Origin of the sequence: Shinella sp. JR1-6 (assembly GCF_004284735.1) — a bacterium.
Classification (GTDB): domain Bacteria; phylum Pseudomonadota; class Alphaproteobacteria; order Rhizobiales; family Rhizobiaceae; genus Shinella.
This window is the reverse complement of sequence record NZ_SHMI01000008.1, coordinates 152929-168129: the sequence shown is the minus strand read 5'-3', so window position 1 is coordinate 168129 and position 15201 is coordinate 152929. Positions and strand designations below refer to the sequence as shown.

Annotated in this window: 13 protein-coding genes and 1 tRNA gene; 6 read left to right on the top strand and 8 right to left on the bottom strand. The window is 63.8% G+C overall.

The window, feature by feature from the left end; genetic code table 11:
* Positions 1-18 precede the first annotated feature (18 nt).
* Complete coding sequence (locus EXZ48_RS34900) at positions 19-195, top strand: hypothetical protein (protein ID WP_156334041.1); 177 nt, start codon at positions 19-21, stop codon at positions 193-195.
* Between the two features lie 69 nt (positions 196-264).
* On the opposite strand, the gene EXZ48_RS16595 is transcribed toward EXZ48_RS34900, so the two are convergent.
* Both EXZ48_RS16595 and EXZ48_RS16590 read right to left on the bottom strand, forming a co-directional pair.
* The gene (locus EXZ48_RS16595; RefSeq protein ID WP_130517126.1) at positions 265-1428 is read right to left on the bottom strand and encodes a GTP-binding protein; all 1164 of its coding nucleotides are present in this window, start codon (positions 1426-1428) and stop codon (positions 265-267) included.
* A gap of 66 nt (positions 1429-1494) precedes the next feature.
* Positions 1495-2610 (bottom strand): D-alanyl-D-alanine carboxypeptidase family protein, encoded by a 1116-nt coding sequence (locus EXZ48_RS16590; protein WP_050746086.1) that lies wholly within the window; start codon positions 2608-2610, stop codon positions 1495-1497.
* Between the two features lie 131 nt (positions 2611-2741).
* On the opposite strand from EXZ48_RS16590, the gene EXZ48_RS16585 reads away from it, so the two are divergent.
* Positions 2742-3902 (top strand): M20 aminoacylase family protein, encoded by a 1161-nt coding sequence (locus EXZ48_RS16585; protein WP_130517124.1) that lies wholly within the window; start codon positions 2742-2744, stop codon positions 3900-3902.
* A gap of 46 nt (positions 3903-3948) precedes the next feature.
* A tRNA-Arg gene (locus EXZ48_RS16580) sits at positions 3949-4025 on the top strand.
* Positions 4026-4468: 443 nt separating this feature from the next.
* Here EXZ48_RS16580 and EXZ48_RS16575 read toward each other — a convergent pair.
* Together EXZ48_RS16575 and EXZ48_RS35485 are read right to left on the bottom strand one after the other, a co-directional pair.
* A complete protein-coding gene (locus EXZ48_RS16575; RefSeq protein ID WP_023512680.1) occupies positions 4469-4849 on the bottom strand; it encodes a hypothetical protein in 381 nt (126 codons plus the stop codon).
* A gap of 29 nt (positions 4850-4878) precedes the next feature.
* A complete protein-coding gene (locus EXZ48_RS35485) occupies positions 4879-5595 on the bottom strand; it encodes an META domain-containing protein (protein ID WP_023512681.1) in 717 nt (238 codons plus the stop codon).
* A 190-nt stretch (positions 5596-5785) separates the two neighbouring features.
* On the opposite strand from EXZ48_RS35485, the gene dxr reads away from it, so the two are divergent.
* Positions 5786-6961 (top strand): 1-deoxy-D-xylulose-5-phosphate reductoisomerase, encoded by a 1176-nt coding sequence (dxr, locus tag EXZ48_RS16565; RefSeq protein WP_130517120.1) that lies wholly within the window; start codon positions 5786-5788, stop codon positions 6959-6961.
* Between the two features lie 20 nt (positions 6962-6981).
* Here the strand turns inward: dxr and hemA are convergent, their stop codons facing one another.
* The 4 genes from hemA to EXZ48_RS16545 all read right to left on the bottom strand — a co-directional run bounded on the left by hemA (position 6982) and on the right by EXZ48_RS16545 (position 12199).
* Positions 6982-8196: a 5-aminolevulinate synthase gene (hemA, locus tag EXZ48_RS16560; protein ID WP_023512683.1), complete on the bottom strand. Its 1215-nt coding sequence runs from the start codon at positions 8194-8196 to the stop codon at positions 6982-6984.
* A gap of 242 nt (positions 8197-8438) precedes the next feature.
* Positions 8439-9236 carry a xanthine dehydrogenase family protein subunit M gene (locus EXZ48_RS16555; RefSeq protein WP_130517118.1) on the bottom strand — a complete coding sequence of 266 codons (798 nt, stop codon included), beginning with the start codon at positions 9234-9236 and terminating at the stop codon, positions 8439-8441.
* 11 nt (positions 9237-9247) lie between these two features.
* Entirely contained in the window at positions 9248-11599 is a 2352-nt protein-coding gene (locus EXZ48_RS16550; protein ID WP_130517116.1) for a xanthine dehydrogenase family protein molybdopterin-binding subunit, read from the bottom strand.
* A 108-nt stretch (positions 11600-11707) separates the two neighbouring features.
* Positions 11708-12199: a (2Fe-2S)-binding protein gene (locus tag EXZ48_RS16545; protein ID WP_024271108.1), complete on the bottom strand. Its 492-nt coding sequence runs from the start codon at positions 12197-12199 to the stop codon at positions 11708-11710.
* 464 nt (positions 12200-12663) lie between these two features.
* On the opposite strand from EXZ48_RS16545, the gene EXZ48_RS16540 reads away from it, so the two are divergent.
* Positions 12664-12927: a YMGG-like glycine zipper-containing protein gene (locus tag EXZ48_RS16540; RefSeq protein WP_024271109.1), complete on the top strand. Its 264-nt coding sequence runs from the start codon at positions 12664-12666 to the stop codon at positions 12925-12927.
* 266 nt (positions 12928-13193) lie between these two features.
* Complete coding sequence (locus tag EXZ48_RS16535; protein WP_130517114.1) at positions 13194-15119, top strand: autotransporter assembly complex family protein; 1926 nt, start codon at positions 13194-13196, stop codon at positions 15117-15119.
* Positions 15120-15201 lie beyond the last annotated feature (82 nt).

Here is a 15201-nt window from a genome sequence, read left to right as displayed (position 1 = left end):
AGAGATCAGGAGAGACCCATGCGCAAGATCATCGTTTCCGCCACCGTTGCCCTCGTCGCCGCCGTCTCCTTCGCGGCCCCTTCGCAGGCAGGCTACTACAGCTACGGCTACGAGCCCTATTGCTTCATCAAGAAGGTGAAGTCCTACGACTACTACGGCAACGTCATCATCAAGAAGATCAAGGTCTGCAAGTAAACATCGCCCAGACTGACCTCCCCAAAGACCCGGATGTCCCCTGCATCCGGGTCTTTTGCCGTGCTGCGGTCAGAGGCGCAGGCCCGGAATGGCGAGCGGGTTGTCGGAAAGCGCGGCGCGGTCCGGCCGGTCGATCCTGGGAGTGCCGGTAAACGCATCGAAGAGGTCGCGCACGAAGGCTTCCGGCAGGTCCTTGGTGATGAGCACCAGTCGTGTGCGGCGGTCCGCCGGGTCGGGCCAGGCGGAAAGGCGCTCCGGCGGATGAAAGACGCTCTGCACACCCTGCAGCACCAGCGGCCGCTCCGGCGTGTTCGACATCAACACGATGCCCTTCATGCGCAGGAGCTTTTCTCCGTGCGCGGAGCGCAGCAGGTCGATGAACATTTCCAGCGCCATCGGATCGACCGGGCGGTCGTGCACGATGCTGAAGGAGCGGATCGTCGCGTCGTGGCGGGTCACGTCATGGGCGTGCTGGTGGTCGTGGTGGTGATGCCCGTGATCATGCCCATGGTGATGGTGCTCATGATCGTGGTGGTGCCCATGATCATGGTGGTCATGTGTTTCCTCTTGCAGCCAGCGGCGGACGTCAGGAATCTTGCTGCCGGGATCGTAAAGTCCATTGGCGAGGAGGGCGGGGCCGACGAGACCGGGCGTGTCGATATCCACGATGCTTGCCCGTGGATTGAGTGCGGCAATCTCCCGCTTCACCGCCTCTACCGTTGCGGCATCTGAAAGCGAGATCTTGCTGATCAGCACGCGGTCGGCGACAGCGATCTGCTTGACGGCTTCCGGATGGTTGGCGAGCGTCGACAGGCCGTTGACGGCATCGACCACTGTTATCACGCCGTCGAGGCTGAAGGACTGGCTGAGCACGGGATTGCCCATGACGGATTGCAGCACCGGCGCTGGATCGGCAAGGCCGGTGGTCTCGATCACCACACGCTTCAGCGGCTGGATCTTGCCCGTCTGCATGCGATCCATCAGGTCGGCGAGCGTATCGACCAGTTCGCCGCGGATGGTGCAGCACAGGCACCCGTCGGAAAGCTCGATGACGCCGTCGCTCGACTGTTCGACGAGCAGATGGTCGATGCCGACCTCGCCGAATTCGTTGATGATGACGGCCGTGTCCGTGAGTGTCGGATCCTTCAGCAGGCGGTTGAGCAGGGTCGTCTTGCCCGCGCCCAGAAATCCGGTCAACACGGAAACCGGCACGCGCCGCTCAGCAAGGGTCATGGTCTTTCCAATCAAATGGGGCCAATCAAATGGGGCCAATCAAACGGGCCAGTCAAAAGGGGCCGTTCAGAAGGTCGTGGGACGCGGAATCGGGATCGGCACATTGGCAAGGCCGCCGGTATCGCCGACGGCGACCTGCTCGTTGCCGGCAGGCTTCGCCGTGTCGCCGCCCATGAGGCCGGCAAAGACCAGCTTCAGCGGCCGGTTGAGCTCATGGATGTAGGGTGACACGAGCTTCTGGCGTCCGGCCTCGTCACGGCCTTCGCTGCGCACCTTGGCTGCGTGCTTCGAGCAGATTTCCTGCGACACGTCGGTGACGATGTCGCGAGTCTCGCCATAGGGGCGAAGCTGGCCGAGCGTCGGTACATTGCCCGCCCGCATCGTCAGGCCCTTTTCCAGCATGCCGGCGGAAATGTCCGCCCGTGCGCCGAGGCTGTCGGAGCCGAGCACGACGGAGACGACGCTGCGGCCGTTGCGGGTGGCCGAAGACACCTGGTTGAAGCCGGAGGCGCAGATGAAGCCGGTCTTCATGCCGTCAGCGCCGTCAAACCGGCCGATCAGCATGTTGAAATTCGGATACTGCTTCTTGCCGGTAGTGAAGCCTTCCAGCGCGAAATAGGGGGCGTATTGCGGGAATTCTCGCTTCAGCGTTACCGCAAGGACCGCAAGGTCGCGTGCCGTCGTGTACTGGCCCTTGCCGGGCAGGCCGTTGGGATTGATGAAGCGCGAGGAGCTCATGCCGATGCGGGCCGCCTCTGCGTTCATGCGGTCGACGAAGGCCTGCTCGGAGCCGGAGATCGTCTCGCCGATGGCGACGGAAACGTCGTTGGCCGACTTGACGAGGATGATCTTCAGCGCGCTGTCGAGCGTCATCTTCTGACCGGGCTTGAAGTACATCTTGCTCGGCGGCTCGGCGGCGGCATGCTTGCTCATGACGACCGGGCTTTCCAGCGTCAGCTCGCCGGCCTTGACGGCGCGGAACACGGTATAGGCCGTCATCAGCTTGGTCAGCGAGGCCGGATACCAGCGCTGGAAGGCATCCTCATGCTCGATGACCTTCAGCGTGTTGACATCCACCAGGATGCGCGGGGCGGCGCTTGCCGCGTTCGCCAGAAGGGAGGCTGCGAGCAGCAGGCTGGAGCCCAATAGCCATGCGCTCCGGCGCGTCGTTCGTCCGTTCATCTGCAAGGGTCTCACCTCGAAATCGGGAGTTGTCTCGAACCGTCGCCCTATTTAACCTATATGGCACCGTGATGGCAAAGCCATCGAATGCAGTTGGCCGCTTTCGCGGCCGAAATGACAGGAAGTGTTGCATGCCCATCCTCAACCGCGCCGCAGAGATGCAGGATGAAATCGCCGAATGGCGCAGGCACATCCACCGGGAGCCGGAAATCCTCTTTGCCGTGGAAAAGACCGCGGCCTTCGTCGCTGAAAAGCTGCGTGAATTCGGTGTCGACGAAATCGTGACCGGCATCGGCCGCACCGGCGTCGTCGGCCTTATCCGCGGCAAGGGTGCGGGGCGCACCATCGGCCTTCGTGCCGACATGGATGCCCTGCCCATCGAGGAGACGAGCGGAAAGCCCTGGGCCTCGACCGTCAGGGGCAAGATGCATGCCTGCGGCCATGACGGGCACACGGCCATGCTGCTCGGCGCGGCGAAGTATCTCGCCGAGACGCGCAGTTTCTCCGGCAATGTCGCGGTCATCTTCCAGCCGGCCGAAGAGGGTGGCGGCGGCGGCAACGAGATGGTCAAGGACGGCATGATGGAGCGTTTCGGCATTGCCGAAGTCTACGGCATGCACAATCTGCCCGGCATGCCGGTCGGCTCCTTCGGCACGCGCCCCGGCCCGATCATGGCAGCGACCGACGAGTTCAACATCACGGTGAAGGGGCGCGGCGGCCATGCCGCCCTGCCGCACAAGACGGTCGATCCGATTGTCATCGGTGCGCAGGTGGTTTCCGCGCTGCAGACCATCGTCTCGCGTGTCGCCGATCCGATAGCCTCCCTCGTCGTCTCTGTTACCAAGTTCAACGCCGGTTTCGCCCACAACGTCATCCCGGAGACGGCGCAGCTTGCCGGTACGGTGCGCACCCTGAGCGCCGAGATGCGCCACGAGGCCGAAGCCCGGATCCGCCAGATCTGCAGCGGCCTTGCCGCCGCGCATGGTGCTGAGATCACGGTCGGCTACCACCGCAACTACCCCGTCACGGCCAATCACCCCGACGAGACTGACCACGCCGTTGCCGTCGCGCGCGAAATCGCCGGCGAGGCTGCGGTCGATCCCGCACTGGACCCGATGATGGGCGGCGAGGATTTTTCCTACATGCTGCTCGCCCGCCCCGGTGCCTTCGTCTTCCTCGGCAACGGCGACAGCGCGGGCCTGCATCACCCTGCCTACGATTTCAACGACGACGCGATACCCCATGGCGTGAGCTATTGGGTCAAGCTTGCCGAAAGCCGCCTCGCCGCCTGAAAATCGCTTGGCTAAAAGCCCCGGCTTTTGTATGGGTTCAGTCAGTGGTCCCGTAGCTCAGCAGGATAGAGCACCAGATTCCTAATCTGGGGGTCCCGCGTTCGAATCGCGGCGGGATCACCATTGCCTTGATGCTCCTGCCGTCACTTCCGACAAGTATCCGGATACTGCTCTCCGCACGCGGACCTGCATGCAAATCCGGACATGGTCGCTGGCGGCATCGAATGAGAATTTCGACGCTCCACTCGACGATTACGATCAAAAATTGCAGCTTGGAGTAGGGGTTTCCGGGAGGAGATATGAAGAACCGGCAGAACGAGAAGGCTAAGCTGACCGCGCGCTATCTCAATGGCATTGCCATCGCGGTTGCTTTGGCGGGGCCTTGACGCCCACCCTGGCAGGGATTCAGGAAAATCCGGGTCCGATAAACTGGACGACCGCTGGTATCGTGGCGATCTGCATGGTCGTTTCGGTGTCGTTCCACGCAATGGCGCGTCGGGCGTTGAGTTACCTGCTGGACTAGGTCTGGCCCAAGCGTTGGGGGCCATCGCCCCGATTTGGAGGGATCAGACGTCCTCCTTCTCACGCTCCGGCGTGACGACGCGCGGCTTGGGGCGAATGGAGGGGATGGCGGAGGGTTTGGTGACGACCTTCGGCTGCGGGGCTTTCAGGCCGAGCATGCTGCGGATCCGGTCGCTGACCAGGGGGCGGAAGCGGGTGGCGCGGAAGGGCATGTCGTCGGCCCCGTAGCCTTCCGGGCCGTCGTCCTTGCCGCGGTAGAGTTCGACCAGCTTGATGCCGTAGAAATCGCCATCGACATAGTGGCGGTAGTGGCCGGTCCAGCGGACCGTATAGACCTGCCCCTTGCGGATGCCCTGGTCGATCGAGACATTCTTGAAGCGGTCGTTGATGCAGACGACCTTCTGGCCGACACGGAACGTGGGCATGCGATGGTCCCCTCCAGTGACCGGCCGGATCAGCCGGTCTTGCGGCAGTTGACGCCTGGTGCGTTCTCGCCCTTGGTCAGGTCGTAGAGCGTCGCCTCGTCGCCCTTCGTCCACCATTCATACTGGCCGCCGGCATATTTGGCGCCGGAGGCGGACAGGACGTTGGCGGCGATGACCGTCTCTTCGCCGATCTTCAGCACGGCAAGCGAATTCGTACCGGCATTGATATATTCGACGACGACGCGCTGCTCGGCGTCGCACTGGTAGTTGATCGTCTCGCGCGCCACGCTCTGTTCGGGTCCCGGCAGGCGGATGACGATGTCGGTGTTGTTCTTGAGGCCGGCAAGGCGGATCGCCGGGGCGCCTTCCTTGCCCGTCAGGTGCAGGATGCCGTTTTCGAGCTTCCACGAGGTGACGGTGCCGAGCGCGTCGAAGAATTTCTGTTCCTGGTCCATGATGGCCGGCGCGCACATTTTGCGCGTCGCGGCAGCGGGGGCAAAGGCGATGTTGCCGTTCTGCACCTTCAGCTTGCCACGATAGGTGTTGCAGCCGCCATTGCCGCCATAGGAGCCGTCCGGCTTGATCTCCAGCGTCGTCTGCAGGTCGTCGATGACACCATTGCCGCCGATATCCTCGGCAAGCCAGGTGCCGCCGAGACCACCCGGGACCGGCTCGTCGGCATAGGCCGGAGCTGCCGCCATGAAGGCGAGGCAGGCGAGGGTCCATACTCTCAGGCGTCGGTACACAGATTTCTCCAATCGCGTCAGGGCGGAAGACCGCTTTGCCGGGACGTTATGGCCGTCCGGGTGAAAAGGTCAAGCCGCGGGTTTGCGAAGACTGGCGCAGCCTTCGCTTTACAGCATTTCCATGACTTGTTGCAGGCGTCTTTCGCCTGTAGAGCCTTTTGTCGATAACAAGAAAATCGCGGACTTCACCATGGCTCCCGACGCGCGGCAAAAGCGCCGTATCACCATTCTCGGCTCGACAGGCTCCATCGGCACCAGCACGCTCGACGTGGTGCGCCAGCTCGGCGGGCAGGATCGCTACGAGGTGCTGGCGCTGACCGGCAACGGCAATGTCGACCTCCTCGCGGCGCAGGCGAAGGACTGCGGGGCGAAGATGGCGGTGACGGCGGACGAAAGCCGCTACAGTGCGTTGAAGGAAGCCCTTGCCGGCAGCGGTATCGAGGCGGCGGCGGGGCGAGCGGCGCTGCTGGAGGCAGCCTCCGGCGAGGCCGACTGGGTGATGGCGGCGATCGTCGGCACGGCAGGCCTTGCGCCGACGCTGGCTGCAGCAAGGAAGGGTGCGGACATCGCGCTCGCCAACAAGGAGTGCCTCGTGTCGGCGGGCGACCTCTTCGTCCGGGCCGTCGCCGAGGGCGGCGGGCGGCTGATCCCCGTCGACAGCGAACACAGCGCGATCTTCCAGGCGCTGGAGGACGACCAGCGTCATGCGGTCGAGCGGATCGTCCTGACGGCTTCCGGCGGACCGTTCCGCACCTGGAGCCGGGCGCAGATGGCCGATGTCACCGCCGATATCGCCCGCGCCCACCCCAACTGGTCGATGGGGCTGAAAATCTCGATCGGCAGCGCCTCCATGTTCAACAAGGCGCTGGAGATGATCGAGGCGAAGCACCTCTTCGACGTCAGGCCGGAGCAGATCGAGGTGGTGGTGCATCCGCAGTCGATCATCCATTCGATGGTCGGTTATGTCGATGGATCGGTGCTGGCGCAGCTTGGCGCGCCGGACATGCGCACGGCGATCGGCTACGCGTTGACCTATCCCGAGCGTTCGCCGCTCAATGTCGACCGGCTGGATTTCGCAAGGCTGTCGCGGCTCGATTTCGAGGCGCCGGATGAAGAACGCTTCCCGGCGCTGCGGCTGGCCCGCACGGCGCTGACGCGCGGCGGCCTGCAGGGTGCGGTGATGAATGCGGCCGAGGAGGTGGCGTTCCACGCCTTTGTCGGCGGGCGCATCGGCTTCCTTGCCATGGCCGATATTGCCGAGGCGGTGATGGACAGGCTCACCCATCTGCCGCCGGCCGCGTCCATGGACGATGTCTTTGCCGCGGACGAAGAAGCCCGGCGGGTGGCCGCCGGGCTCATCGGATAGTCCTGGCTTACGCCACGCTGTCAGGCGACGGCGCGGGCGAGCGCACAGCGCGACCAGAGCGAATGCAGGGCGCTTACAAGATGCTCGATATCGGCATCCGTGTGCAGCGGGGTCGGCGTGATGCGCAGGCGTTCGGTCTTCTTCGGCACCGTCGGGTAGTTGATCGGCTGGACATAGATGCCGAAATTGTCGAGCAGCAGGTCCGAGATCCACTTGCACTTGGCCGCGTCGCCCACCATGACCGGCACGATATGGCTCGGATTGGGCATGTGCGGGATGCCGTTGCGGTCGAGCAGGCTGCGCAGCTTGCGCACGCGCTCCTGGTGGGCAAAGCGCTCGACCTGGCTTTCCTTGAGATGGCGGATGGCAGCAGCCGCGCCGGCGGCGATCGTCGGCGGCAGCGAGGTCGTGAAGATGAAGCCGGAGGCGAAGGAGCGCACAAAGTCGCAGAGCGCCGCAGAGCCGGCGATGTAGCCGCCCATGACGCCGAAGGCCTTGCCGAGCGTGCCCTCGATGAGAGTGAGGCGGTGCATGAGGCCGTCGCGTTCGGCAATGCCGCCGCCGCGCGGGCCGTACATGCCGACGGCGTGCACTTCGTCGAGATAGGTCATCGCGCCATATTTGTCGGCGAGGTCGCAGATCTCCCTGATGGGGGCGATATCGCCATCCATGGAGTAGACCGATTCAAAGGCGATCAGCTTCGGCGCCTTCGGGTCGGCGGCGGCAAGCTTGGCTTCGAGATCCTTGAGGTCGTTGTGCTTCCAGATCACCCGCTCGCATTTCGAGTGGCGGATGCCTTCGATCATCGAGGCGTGGTTTCCGGCATCGGAAAAACAGATGATGCCGGGGATCTTGGAACAGAGCGTGCCGAGCGCGGCCCAGTTGGACACATAGCCCGAGGTGAAGAGAAGCGCCGATTCCTTGCCATGCAGGTCGGCGAGCTCGCGTTCGAGGAGGACGTGGTAGTGGTTGGTGCCGGAGATGTTGCGGGTGCCGCCGGCACCGGCGCCACAGTGATCGATGGCGAGCTTCATCGCCTCGGTCACCTTGGGGTGCTGGCCCATGCCGAGATAGTCGTTCGAGCACCAGACCGTGACGTCCTGTGGGCCGTTCGCCGTATGGCGGGTCGCTTTCGGGAAGTTGCCCTTCTGGCGTTCCAGGTCGGCGAAAACGCGGTAGCGGCCTTCCTGATGCAGGCCGTCCAGCTCGTTCTTGAAGTAGGTCTCGAAGTCCATCCAGAGTCTCCTGTCCGGCGGGAACCCGGACATCATCGTCGTTGGCGGTCGTTCAATCGGCTATATCAGGCGCCCGTTTCCCGCAACGGGATGCGCTGCGGCAAATCGGCGCCACCTTTGAACCATTCCAATGTATCATAAGCCCCCAAAGGCCATTTCCTGTTGATGCATGTCAAGTCTGCATGAAAAAAGGACGGCCTCAACCGTCCTTTTAATCGAACAGTTTCACGTTTTTCGAGGGGTCAGGCGGCGGCGACGGCGCGCTTGGCCATGACTTTCACGAGATTGGCGCGGTATTCCGCGCTGCCGTGGATGTCCGAGAGCAGCTCGCCGGCATCGACGGTCATGCTTGCTGCGGCATCGGGCGACCAGTTGGCGGACAGCGCTGCTTCCAGCCCGGCATGGCGGAAGACGCCGTTGGAGCCGGCACCCGTCACCGCCACCCGCACGCCGCCATCCCCCGCCTTCGCCACGAAAACGCCGGCCATGGCGTAGCGCGAGGCCGGGTTGGGAAATTTGGAATAGGCGGCTCTTGCCGGTGCGTCGAAGGTCACGGCTACGACGATCTCACCGTCTTCCAGTGCGGTCTCGAAGAGGCCGGTGAAGAAGTCGTCGGCGGGGATCTCCCTGGCATTGGTGACGATCGTCGCACCCAGCGCCAGCATGGCGGAGGGATAGTCGGCGGCGGGGTCGTTGTTGGCGATGGAACCGCCGATCGTGCCCATATGCCGCACATGCGGGTCGCCGATATGGGAGGCGAGCTGGCAGATCGCCGGGCAGACGGCTTTCAACTCCGCCGAGGTCGAGACCTCGTAGTGCGTCGTGCCGGCGCCGATCCTCACCCGGCCGCCGTTGACGGAAATCCCCTTGAGGTCGGCTATGTGACGCAGATCGACGAGGTCGGACGGTGCCGCCAGCCGCTGCTTCATGGTGGGGATGAGCGTCATGCCGCCGGAGACGTACTTCGCCTCGTCGGAGGACGACTGCAGCTTGACGGCCTCGGCGACCGAGGAGGCGCGATGGTAATTCGTGGCGTACATGGCTTCCTCCGTCAGTTGCCAGCTGCCAGCGCCGCTGCCCAGACCTTCTGGGGCGTTGCCGGCATGGTGAGGTCGTTGTTGCCGATAGCGTCGGTGATGGCGTTCATCAGCGCCGGCGGCGAGCCGATGGCGCCGGCCTCGCCGCAGCCTTTGATGCCGAGCGGATTGTTCGGGCAGGGCGTCACCTGGTGGGAGACCTGGAAAGAGGGCAGATCGTCGGCGCGGGGCATGGTGTAGTCCATGTAGCTCGCCGTCAGCAGCTGGCCCGTCTCCGGATCGTAATGCACGCCTTCGAGCAGGGCCTGGCCGATGCCCTGGGCGATGCCGCCATGCACCTGGCCCTCGACGATCATCGGATTGATGATGTTGCCGAAATCGTCGGCGGCAACGAACTGGATGATCCTGGTCTTGCCGGTTTCCGGATCGACCTCGACCTCCGCGATGTAGCAGCCGGCGGGGAAGGTGAAGTTGGACGGATCGTAGAAGGCGCCTTCCTTCAGGCCCGGCTCCATGCCGGAGGGCAGGTTGTGCGCGGTATACGCGGCAAGGGCCATCTGGAACCACGGCACCGACTTGTCCGTGCCGGCGACCTTCAGCGCGCCGTTCTCGATGACGATATCGCTCTCGTCAGCCTCCATCAGGTGGGCGGCGATCTTCTTGGCCTTGGCCTCCACCTTGTCGAGCGCCTTGACGACGGCGGACATGCCGACGGCGCCGGAGCGCGAGCCGTAGGTACCCATGCCCATCTGCACCTTGTCGGTGTCGCCGTGCACGATGGAGACGCTGTCGATCGGCACACCGAAGCGCTCGGCGACGAGCTGGGCGAAGGTCGTCTCATGGCCCTGGCCGTGGCTGTGCGAACCGGTCAGCACCTCGATCGTGCCGACGGCGTTGACGCGCACCTCGGCCGATTCCCAGAGGCCGACGCCGGCCCCGAGCGAACCGACCGCCGCCGACGGGGCGATGCCGCAGGCCTCGATGTAGCAGCTCATGCCGATGCCGCGCTTCATGCCACGGCTTGCGGCCTCCGCCTTGCGGGCCGGAAAGCCGTTCCAGTCGGCAGCCGCCATGGCGGCCTCGAGCGAGGCTTCGTAGTCGCCGGCATCGTAGTTCATGATGACGGGCGTCTGGTGGGGGAAGGAGCGGATGAAGTTGATGCGGCGAAGCTCTGCCGGCGAAACGCCGAGTTCGCGCGCCGCTGTCTCCATGGTGCGCTCGAGCAGGTAGGTGGCTTCCGGTCGTCCGGCGCCGCGATAGGCGTCGACGGCGACCGTGTTGGTATAGACCGCGCGCACATTGGCGTGGATCGCCGGGAAATCATACTGTCCGGAGAGCAGGGTTGCGTAGAGATAGGTCGGCACGGCCGAGGAGAAGAGCGACATGTAGGCGCCGAAATTGGCGATGGTATCGACCTTCAGCGCCGTGACGCGGTTGTTCGCATCGAAGGCCATCTTGACGGTCGAGACGTGATCGCGGCCATGCGCATCCGTCAGGAAGGCCTCGGTGCGGTCGCTCGTCCATTTTACCGGCACGCCCGAGCGCTTCGAGGCCCACAGACAGACGATCTCTTCCGGATAGATGTAGATCTTCGAGCCGAAACCGCCGCCGACGTCGGGCGCGATGACGCGCAGCTTGTTTTCCGGCGCCACATTGTAGAAGGCGCTCATGACGAGACGCGCGACATGCGGGTTCTGGCTCGTCGTGTAGCAGGTGTAGTGGTCCTCGGCCGAATCGTAGATGCCGAGCGCGGCGCGCGGCTCCATCGGGTTCGGAGCAAGCCGGTTGTTGACGATCTTCATCTCCGTGACATGGGCGGCCGCGGCGATGGCCGCATCGGTGGCGGCGCTGTCGCCGATCTCCCAGTCATAGATGAGGTTGCCGGGGGCTTCCGGATGGAGCTGCGGCTGGCCGGCTTCCAGCGCCTTCACCGCATCGGTGACGGCCGGCAGCACCTCGTAGTCGACCACCACGGCTTCGGCCGCATCGCGTGCCTCGCCCACACTGTCGGCGACAACGACGGCGACGGCATCGCCGACATAGCGCACCGTCTCGTGCGCGATCGGCCGCCAGGCGCCCATCTTCATCGGCGAACCGTCCTTGGAATGGATCATCCAGCCGCAGATCAGGTTGCCGATGCCGTCGTCGAGCATCTGCTTGCCGTTAAGCACGGCGATGACGCCGGGCATGTCCGCCGCCGCTGCCGTATCGATGCTCTTGATCTTCGCGTGTGCATGCGGCGAGCGCACGAAGGCCGCATAACGCATGCCCGGCACGGACATGTCGTCCGTGTAGCGGCCCTGGCCCATGAGAAACCGCTTGTCTTCCTTTCGCGCGACGCGCGCGCCGATGCCTTCGACACCCATCTTCATCTCCTCCAGAGAAATGAGGCAGCAGGTTTTGGCCAAGGGGCGTTCGGGCTTTCACCGTCGCACAATTGGCCGCCCTGCTGGCTTCTGCCTATTGCGTAACGCCTACTGCGCTGCCTGCTGGCCTGCCGCGCCCATTTCCTCGGCGGCGGCCAGGATGGCCTTGACGATGTTGTGGTAGCCGGTGCATCGACAGATATTGCCTTCGAGGTTGTCGCGCACCGTCTGTTCGTCGAGTTTCGCGCCGTAGCGGTTGATCATATCGACCGCGGTCATCACCATGCCGGGCGTGCAGAAACCGCATTGCAGGCCATGGTTGGCCTTGAAGGCGGCCTGGACGGGGTGCAGCTCGCCATTGGCCGCAAGGCCTTCAATGGTAAGGATCTCGGCGCCGGCGGCCTGGGCCGCGAGGATCGAACAGCTCTTCACCGCCTTGCCGTCCATATGCACGACACAGGCCCCGCACTGGGAGGTATCGCAGCCGACATGGGTTCCGGTAAGACTGAGCTGGTCGCGGATGAAATGGACAAGCAGCGTGCGGTCCTCGCACTCGCGGCTCACCTTTCGGCCATTGACGGTCATTGCCACTTTCGCCATGCGTTCCTCCCTGGCGGTTCATTGTCCGCTGGAACGATCGATCCGACGTCACATGCAGCTGGCGTCCTCGCGACGCGGGCCTGGGATCAAACGACACCAGCATTGTCTCTTCGCGTGCACTGCATTCGTAGCGGGATGCCGCCCGGCTGTTCCTCCAACCGCCGGTGCGACATCAACAATCATATCATTTGACGTTTTGCGGCGGCGATCAACCGGTACTTTCAGGCAATTGCGAAATTTCTCGTGACCGGTCGAAGTGTCGGGACCAATCAAACGAAACGGAAACGATATTTATTCGCGCGCCAAAAAAATACTTCAACGCCATGGACTTCCCGATTTCCGGGTATATTTTCGATCTCGGACAAACCTCACCGTTGAAGACGGCCGCGGTATGTTGCCTGAGTAGAAGGGGATAGGGCGGACCCGGCAAACGCGGCCGCCGCTCAACTTTGGAGAACATCTTCATGAAGAAAGTCATTGCGCTCGTTCTGGTCGGTCTGGCCGTGGCCGGCTGCACGCAGACGGAAAAGGGTGCGGGTATCGGCGCCGTCTCCGGCGCGATCATCGGCGGTGCCATTACGGGCGACGTTCGCGGTGCAGCCGTCGGCGCGGCCATCGGTGGCGTTTCGGGTGCCGTCATCGGGTCCGTCGCAGAACAGCCGGGCCAGTGCTACTACCGTGACCGCTACGGTCGTCGCTATATCGACCGTTGCCCGTCAGGTTACTAAGGCCTAGACTTGCAACCTATGCGAAGCCCCGGAGTGTCTCCGGGGCTTTTGCTTTGACGAGTGTGGCGTAAAATCACCGCTCCAGTGCTTCAAATCTTGTTTCCATCCGTGTAAAACCGCCGTTAACATTACGGAAAACCTAACGCGTTAGGGTCTTTTCCTGCCTGAAAGCTCCGTATGAGACGGGGCGCCTGAAGTTTGTGACGGAAGCTGTCGGTTTGCCGCGCGCACCGCACCTGAAGGAGAAAGGCGACGGATAGCTGCGGATGCGGGATAAAGTGAACCGGCCGGAAAAGAGTTTTGCGTTTCTGAGAGCTGGCACCGCGCTTGCGGTTGCGGCCTCCCTGCTGTGCGGCCCCTTGTCTGCCGGGCCAGCCTCTGCCTTCGAAATTTTCGGCATGAAATTCTTCGAGGACGACGAAGAGGCGGCCACCGCCGTCATCGATCCCGTGAACTACACGCTGACGTTCGATCCCGGGACGGATGATGACGACCTCAAGGACGCGATCGAGAACACCGCGCGCCTGAAACAGGACGAGGGCAAGCCGGTGTCCGGCGATCTCGGCCTTGTCATCAAGGCCCGCGACGACCGCGACCGCATCCTCGCGGCGCTTTATGAGAAGGCGCGTTATGGCGGCGTTGTGAATGTGACGGTCGCCGGCCAGGATCTCGATTCCCTGCCGCCCAACCCCGAATTCAACCACAGCGGCGCCATTCCGGTGACAATCACCGTCCAGCCCGGCCCGGCCTTCACCTTTGGTGACGTCGCCTTTGCCGGCGACGCAGAGGGGCGCAATCCGGCCGACTATGGACTGGTGCCCGGTGCGCGGGCCGATTCCACCCTCATCCTGAAAGCAGGCGAGAAGGTCGTCGTCGACCTGAAGGCCGAAGGCCGGCCGCTTGCCAGGCTCGTCGAACGCAATGCGACGGCGGACCACAAGACGCAGACCGTCGATGTCGTGATCTCGGCCGAAGGCGGACCGGTCGCGCCCGTCGGCGAAGTCGGCGTTTCCGGCACCAAGACGGTCGATCCGGCCTTTGTGCAGCGTTATTCGCGCATCAATGCCGGCCAGCCCTATTCGCCGGAAGCGCTCAACAAGGCGGCGGAGCGGCTGCGCACGCTCGGCGTCTTCTCCAGCGTGACGATCCGCGAGGCCGACAAGCTGGCGCCGGACGGTTCGCTACCGATGACCATCGAGGTCTCCGAAGGCAAGCACCGCTATTTCGGTGTCGGCGCACAGTATTCGAATACGGACGGTCTTGGCCTACAGGGCTACTGGGGCCACCGCAATCTTTTCGGCGAGGCCGAATCCCTGCGTCTTGAAGGATCGGTCAACCGCATCGGCGAGTCGGATATCAGCAATCTCGACTATTCGGCCGGCATCCTCTTCTCCAAGCCCGGCGCCTTCGGGCCGGCCTCGACCTTCAATGCCAGCCTCAAGGCCTCGATCGTTGATCCCGACGCCTACAAGGCGTTCACCACCACGGCGGCGGCCGGTGTCACCATCGAGCTTTCCGACAGGGACACGGTCAGCGCGGGCGGCGAGGTGATGTGGAGCGATGTCGAGGACGCCTTCGGCAACAACAACTATCTCACCGTCGCCATCCCGATCGAATATGTACGCGACACGCGCGACGACAAGCTGAATCCGACGGAAGGCTATCGCGCGATGATCAACGCGAAGCCCAGCTACGAGATCGATCGGGGCACCTTCTTCTCCAGCTTCGAAGGCGCGATCACCGGCTACCAGGCATTCGGCGAGGAAAAGCGCTTCGTTTTGGCCGGGAAGCTCGCTGCCGGCACGATCATCGGTGGCGACGAGCTATCCGATATTCCGGCGACGCGGCGCTTCTTCCTTGGCGGCGGCGGCACGGTGCGTGGTTACGGCTATCAGGAGATCTCGCCGCGTGACGGCCGCAACAAGCTGCTCGGCGGCCGTTCCTATGTCGCGGCCACGGCCGAGGCGCGCATCGGCGTCACCGAGACGATCGGCGTCGTGCCCTTCATCGATGTCGGCACGGTCTCGACAGACGAAGTGCCCGACTTCAAGGATATCAGGGCTGGCGCCGGTATCGGCCTTCGCTATGCGACGCCGTTCGGCCCGCTGCGTCTCGACGTCGCGGTGCCGCTGAAGAAATATCCCGGTGGAACGTCCTTTGGGGTCTATGCCGGTATCGGCCAGTCCTTCTGACTGTCGCCCCAATTTTCGTCTAGACTCTTGATTGCTCGCGCGATTCGGATTCAAGACGTTGTGGAGCGACCCCGGCGCTCCC

Excerpts from the sequence above, each read along its gene's own strand:
- EXZ48_RS16545 (WP_024271108.1), bottom strand. The coding sequence starts at position 12,199 with ATGGCGAAAGTGGCAATGACCGTCAATGGCCGAAAGGTGAGCCGCGAG.
- EXZ48_RS34900 (WP_156334041.1), top strand. The coding sequence starts at position 19 with ATGCGCAAGATCATCGTTTCCGCCACCGTTGCCCTCGTCGCCGCCGTC.
- EXZ48_RS16555 (WP_130517118.1), bottom strand. The coding sequence starts at position 9,236 with ATGTACGCCACGAATTACCATCGCGCCTCCTCGGTCGCCGAGGCCGTC.
- EXZ48_RS16550 (WP_130517116.1), bottom strand. The coding sequence starts at position 11,599 with ATGGGTGTCGAAGGCATCGGCGCGCGCGTCGCGCGAAAGGAAGACAAG.
- EXZ48_RS16585 (WP_130517124.1), top strand. The coding sequence starts at position 2,742 with ATGCCCATCCTCAACCGCGCCGCAGAGATGCAGGATGAAATCGCCGAA.
- hemA (WP_023512683.1), bottom strand. The coding sequence starts at position 8,196 with ATGGACTTCGAGACCTACTTCAAGAACGAGCTGGACGGCCTGCATCAG.
- EXZ48_RS16575 (WP_023512680.1), bottom strand. The coding sequence starts at position 4,849 with ATGCCCACGTTCCGTGTCGGCCAGAAGGTCGTCTGCATCAACGACCGC.
- EXZ48_RS16540 (WP_024271109.1), top strand. The coding sequence starts at position 12,664 with ATGAAGAAAGTCATTGCGCTCGTTCTGGTCGGTCTGGCCGTGGCCGGC.
- EXZ48_RS16535 (WP_130517114.1), top strand. The coding sequence starts at position 13,194 with ATGCGGGATAAAGTGAACCGGCCGGAAAAGAGTTTTGCGTTTCTGAGA.
- EXZ48_RS16590 (WP_050746086.1), bottom strand. The coding sequence starts at position 2,610 with ATGAACGGACGAACGACGCGCCGGAGCGCATGGCTATTGGGCTCCAGC.
- EXZ48_RS16595 (WP_130517126.1), bottom strand. The coding sequence starts at position 1,428 with ATGACCCTTGCTGAGCGGCGCGTGCCGGTTTCCGTGTTGACCGGATTT.
- dxr (WP_130517120.1), top strand. The coding sequence starts at position 5,786 with ATGGCTCCCGACGCGCGGCAAAAGCGCCGTATCACCATTCTCGGCTCG.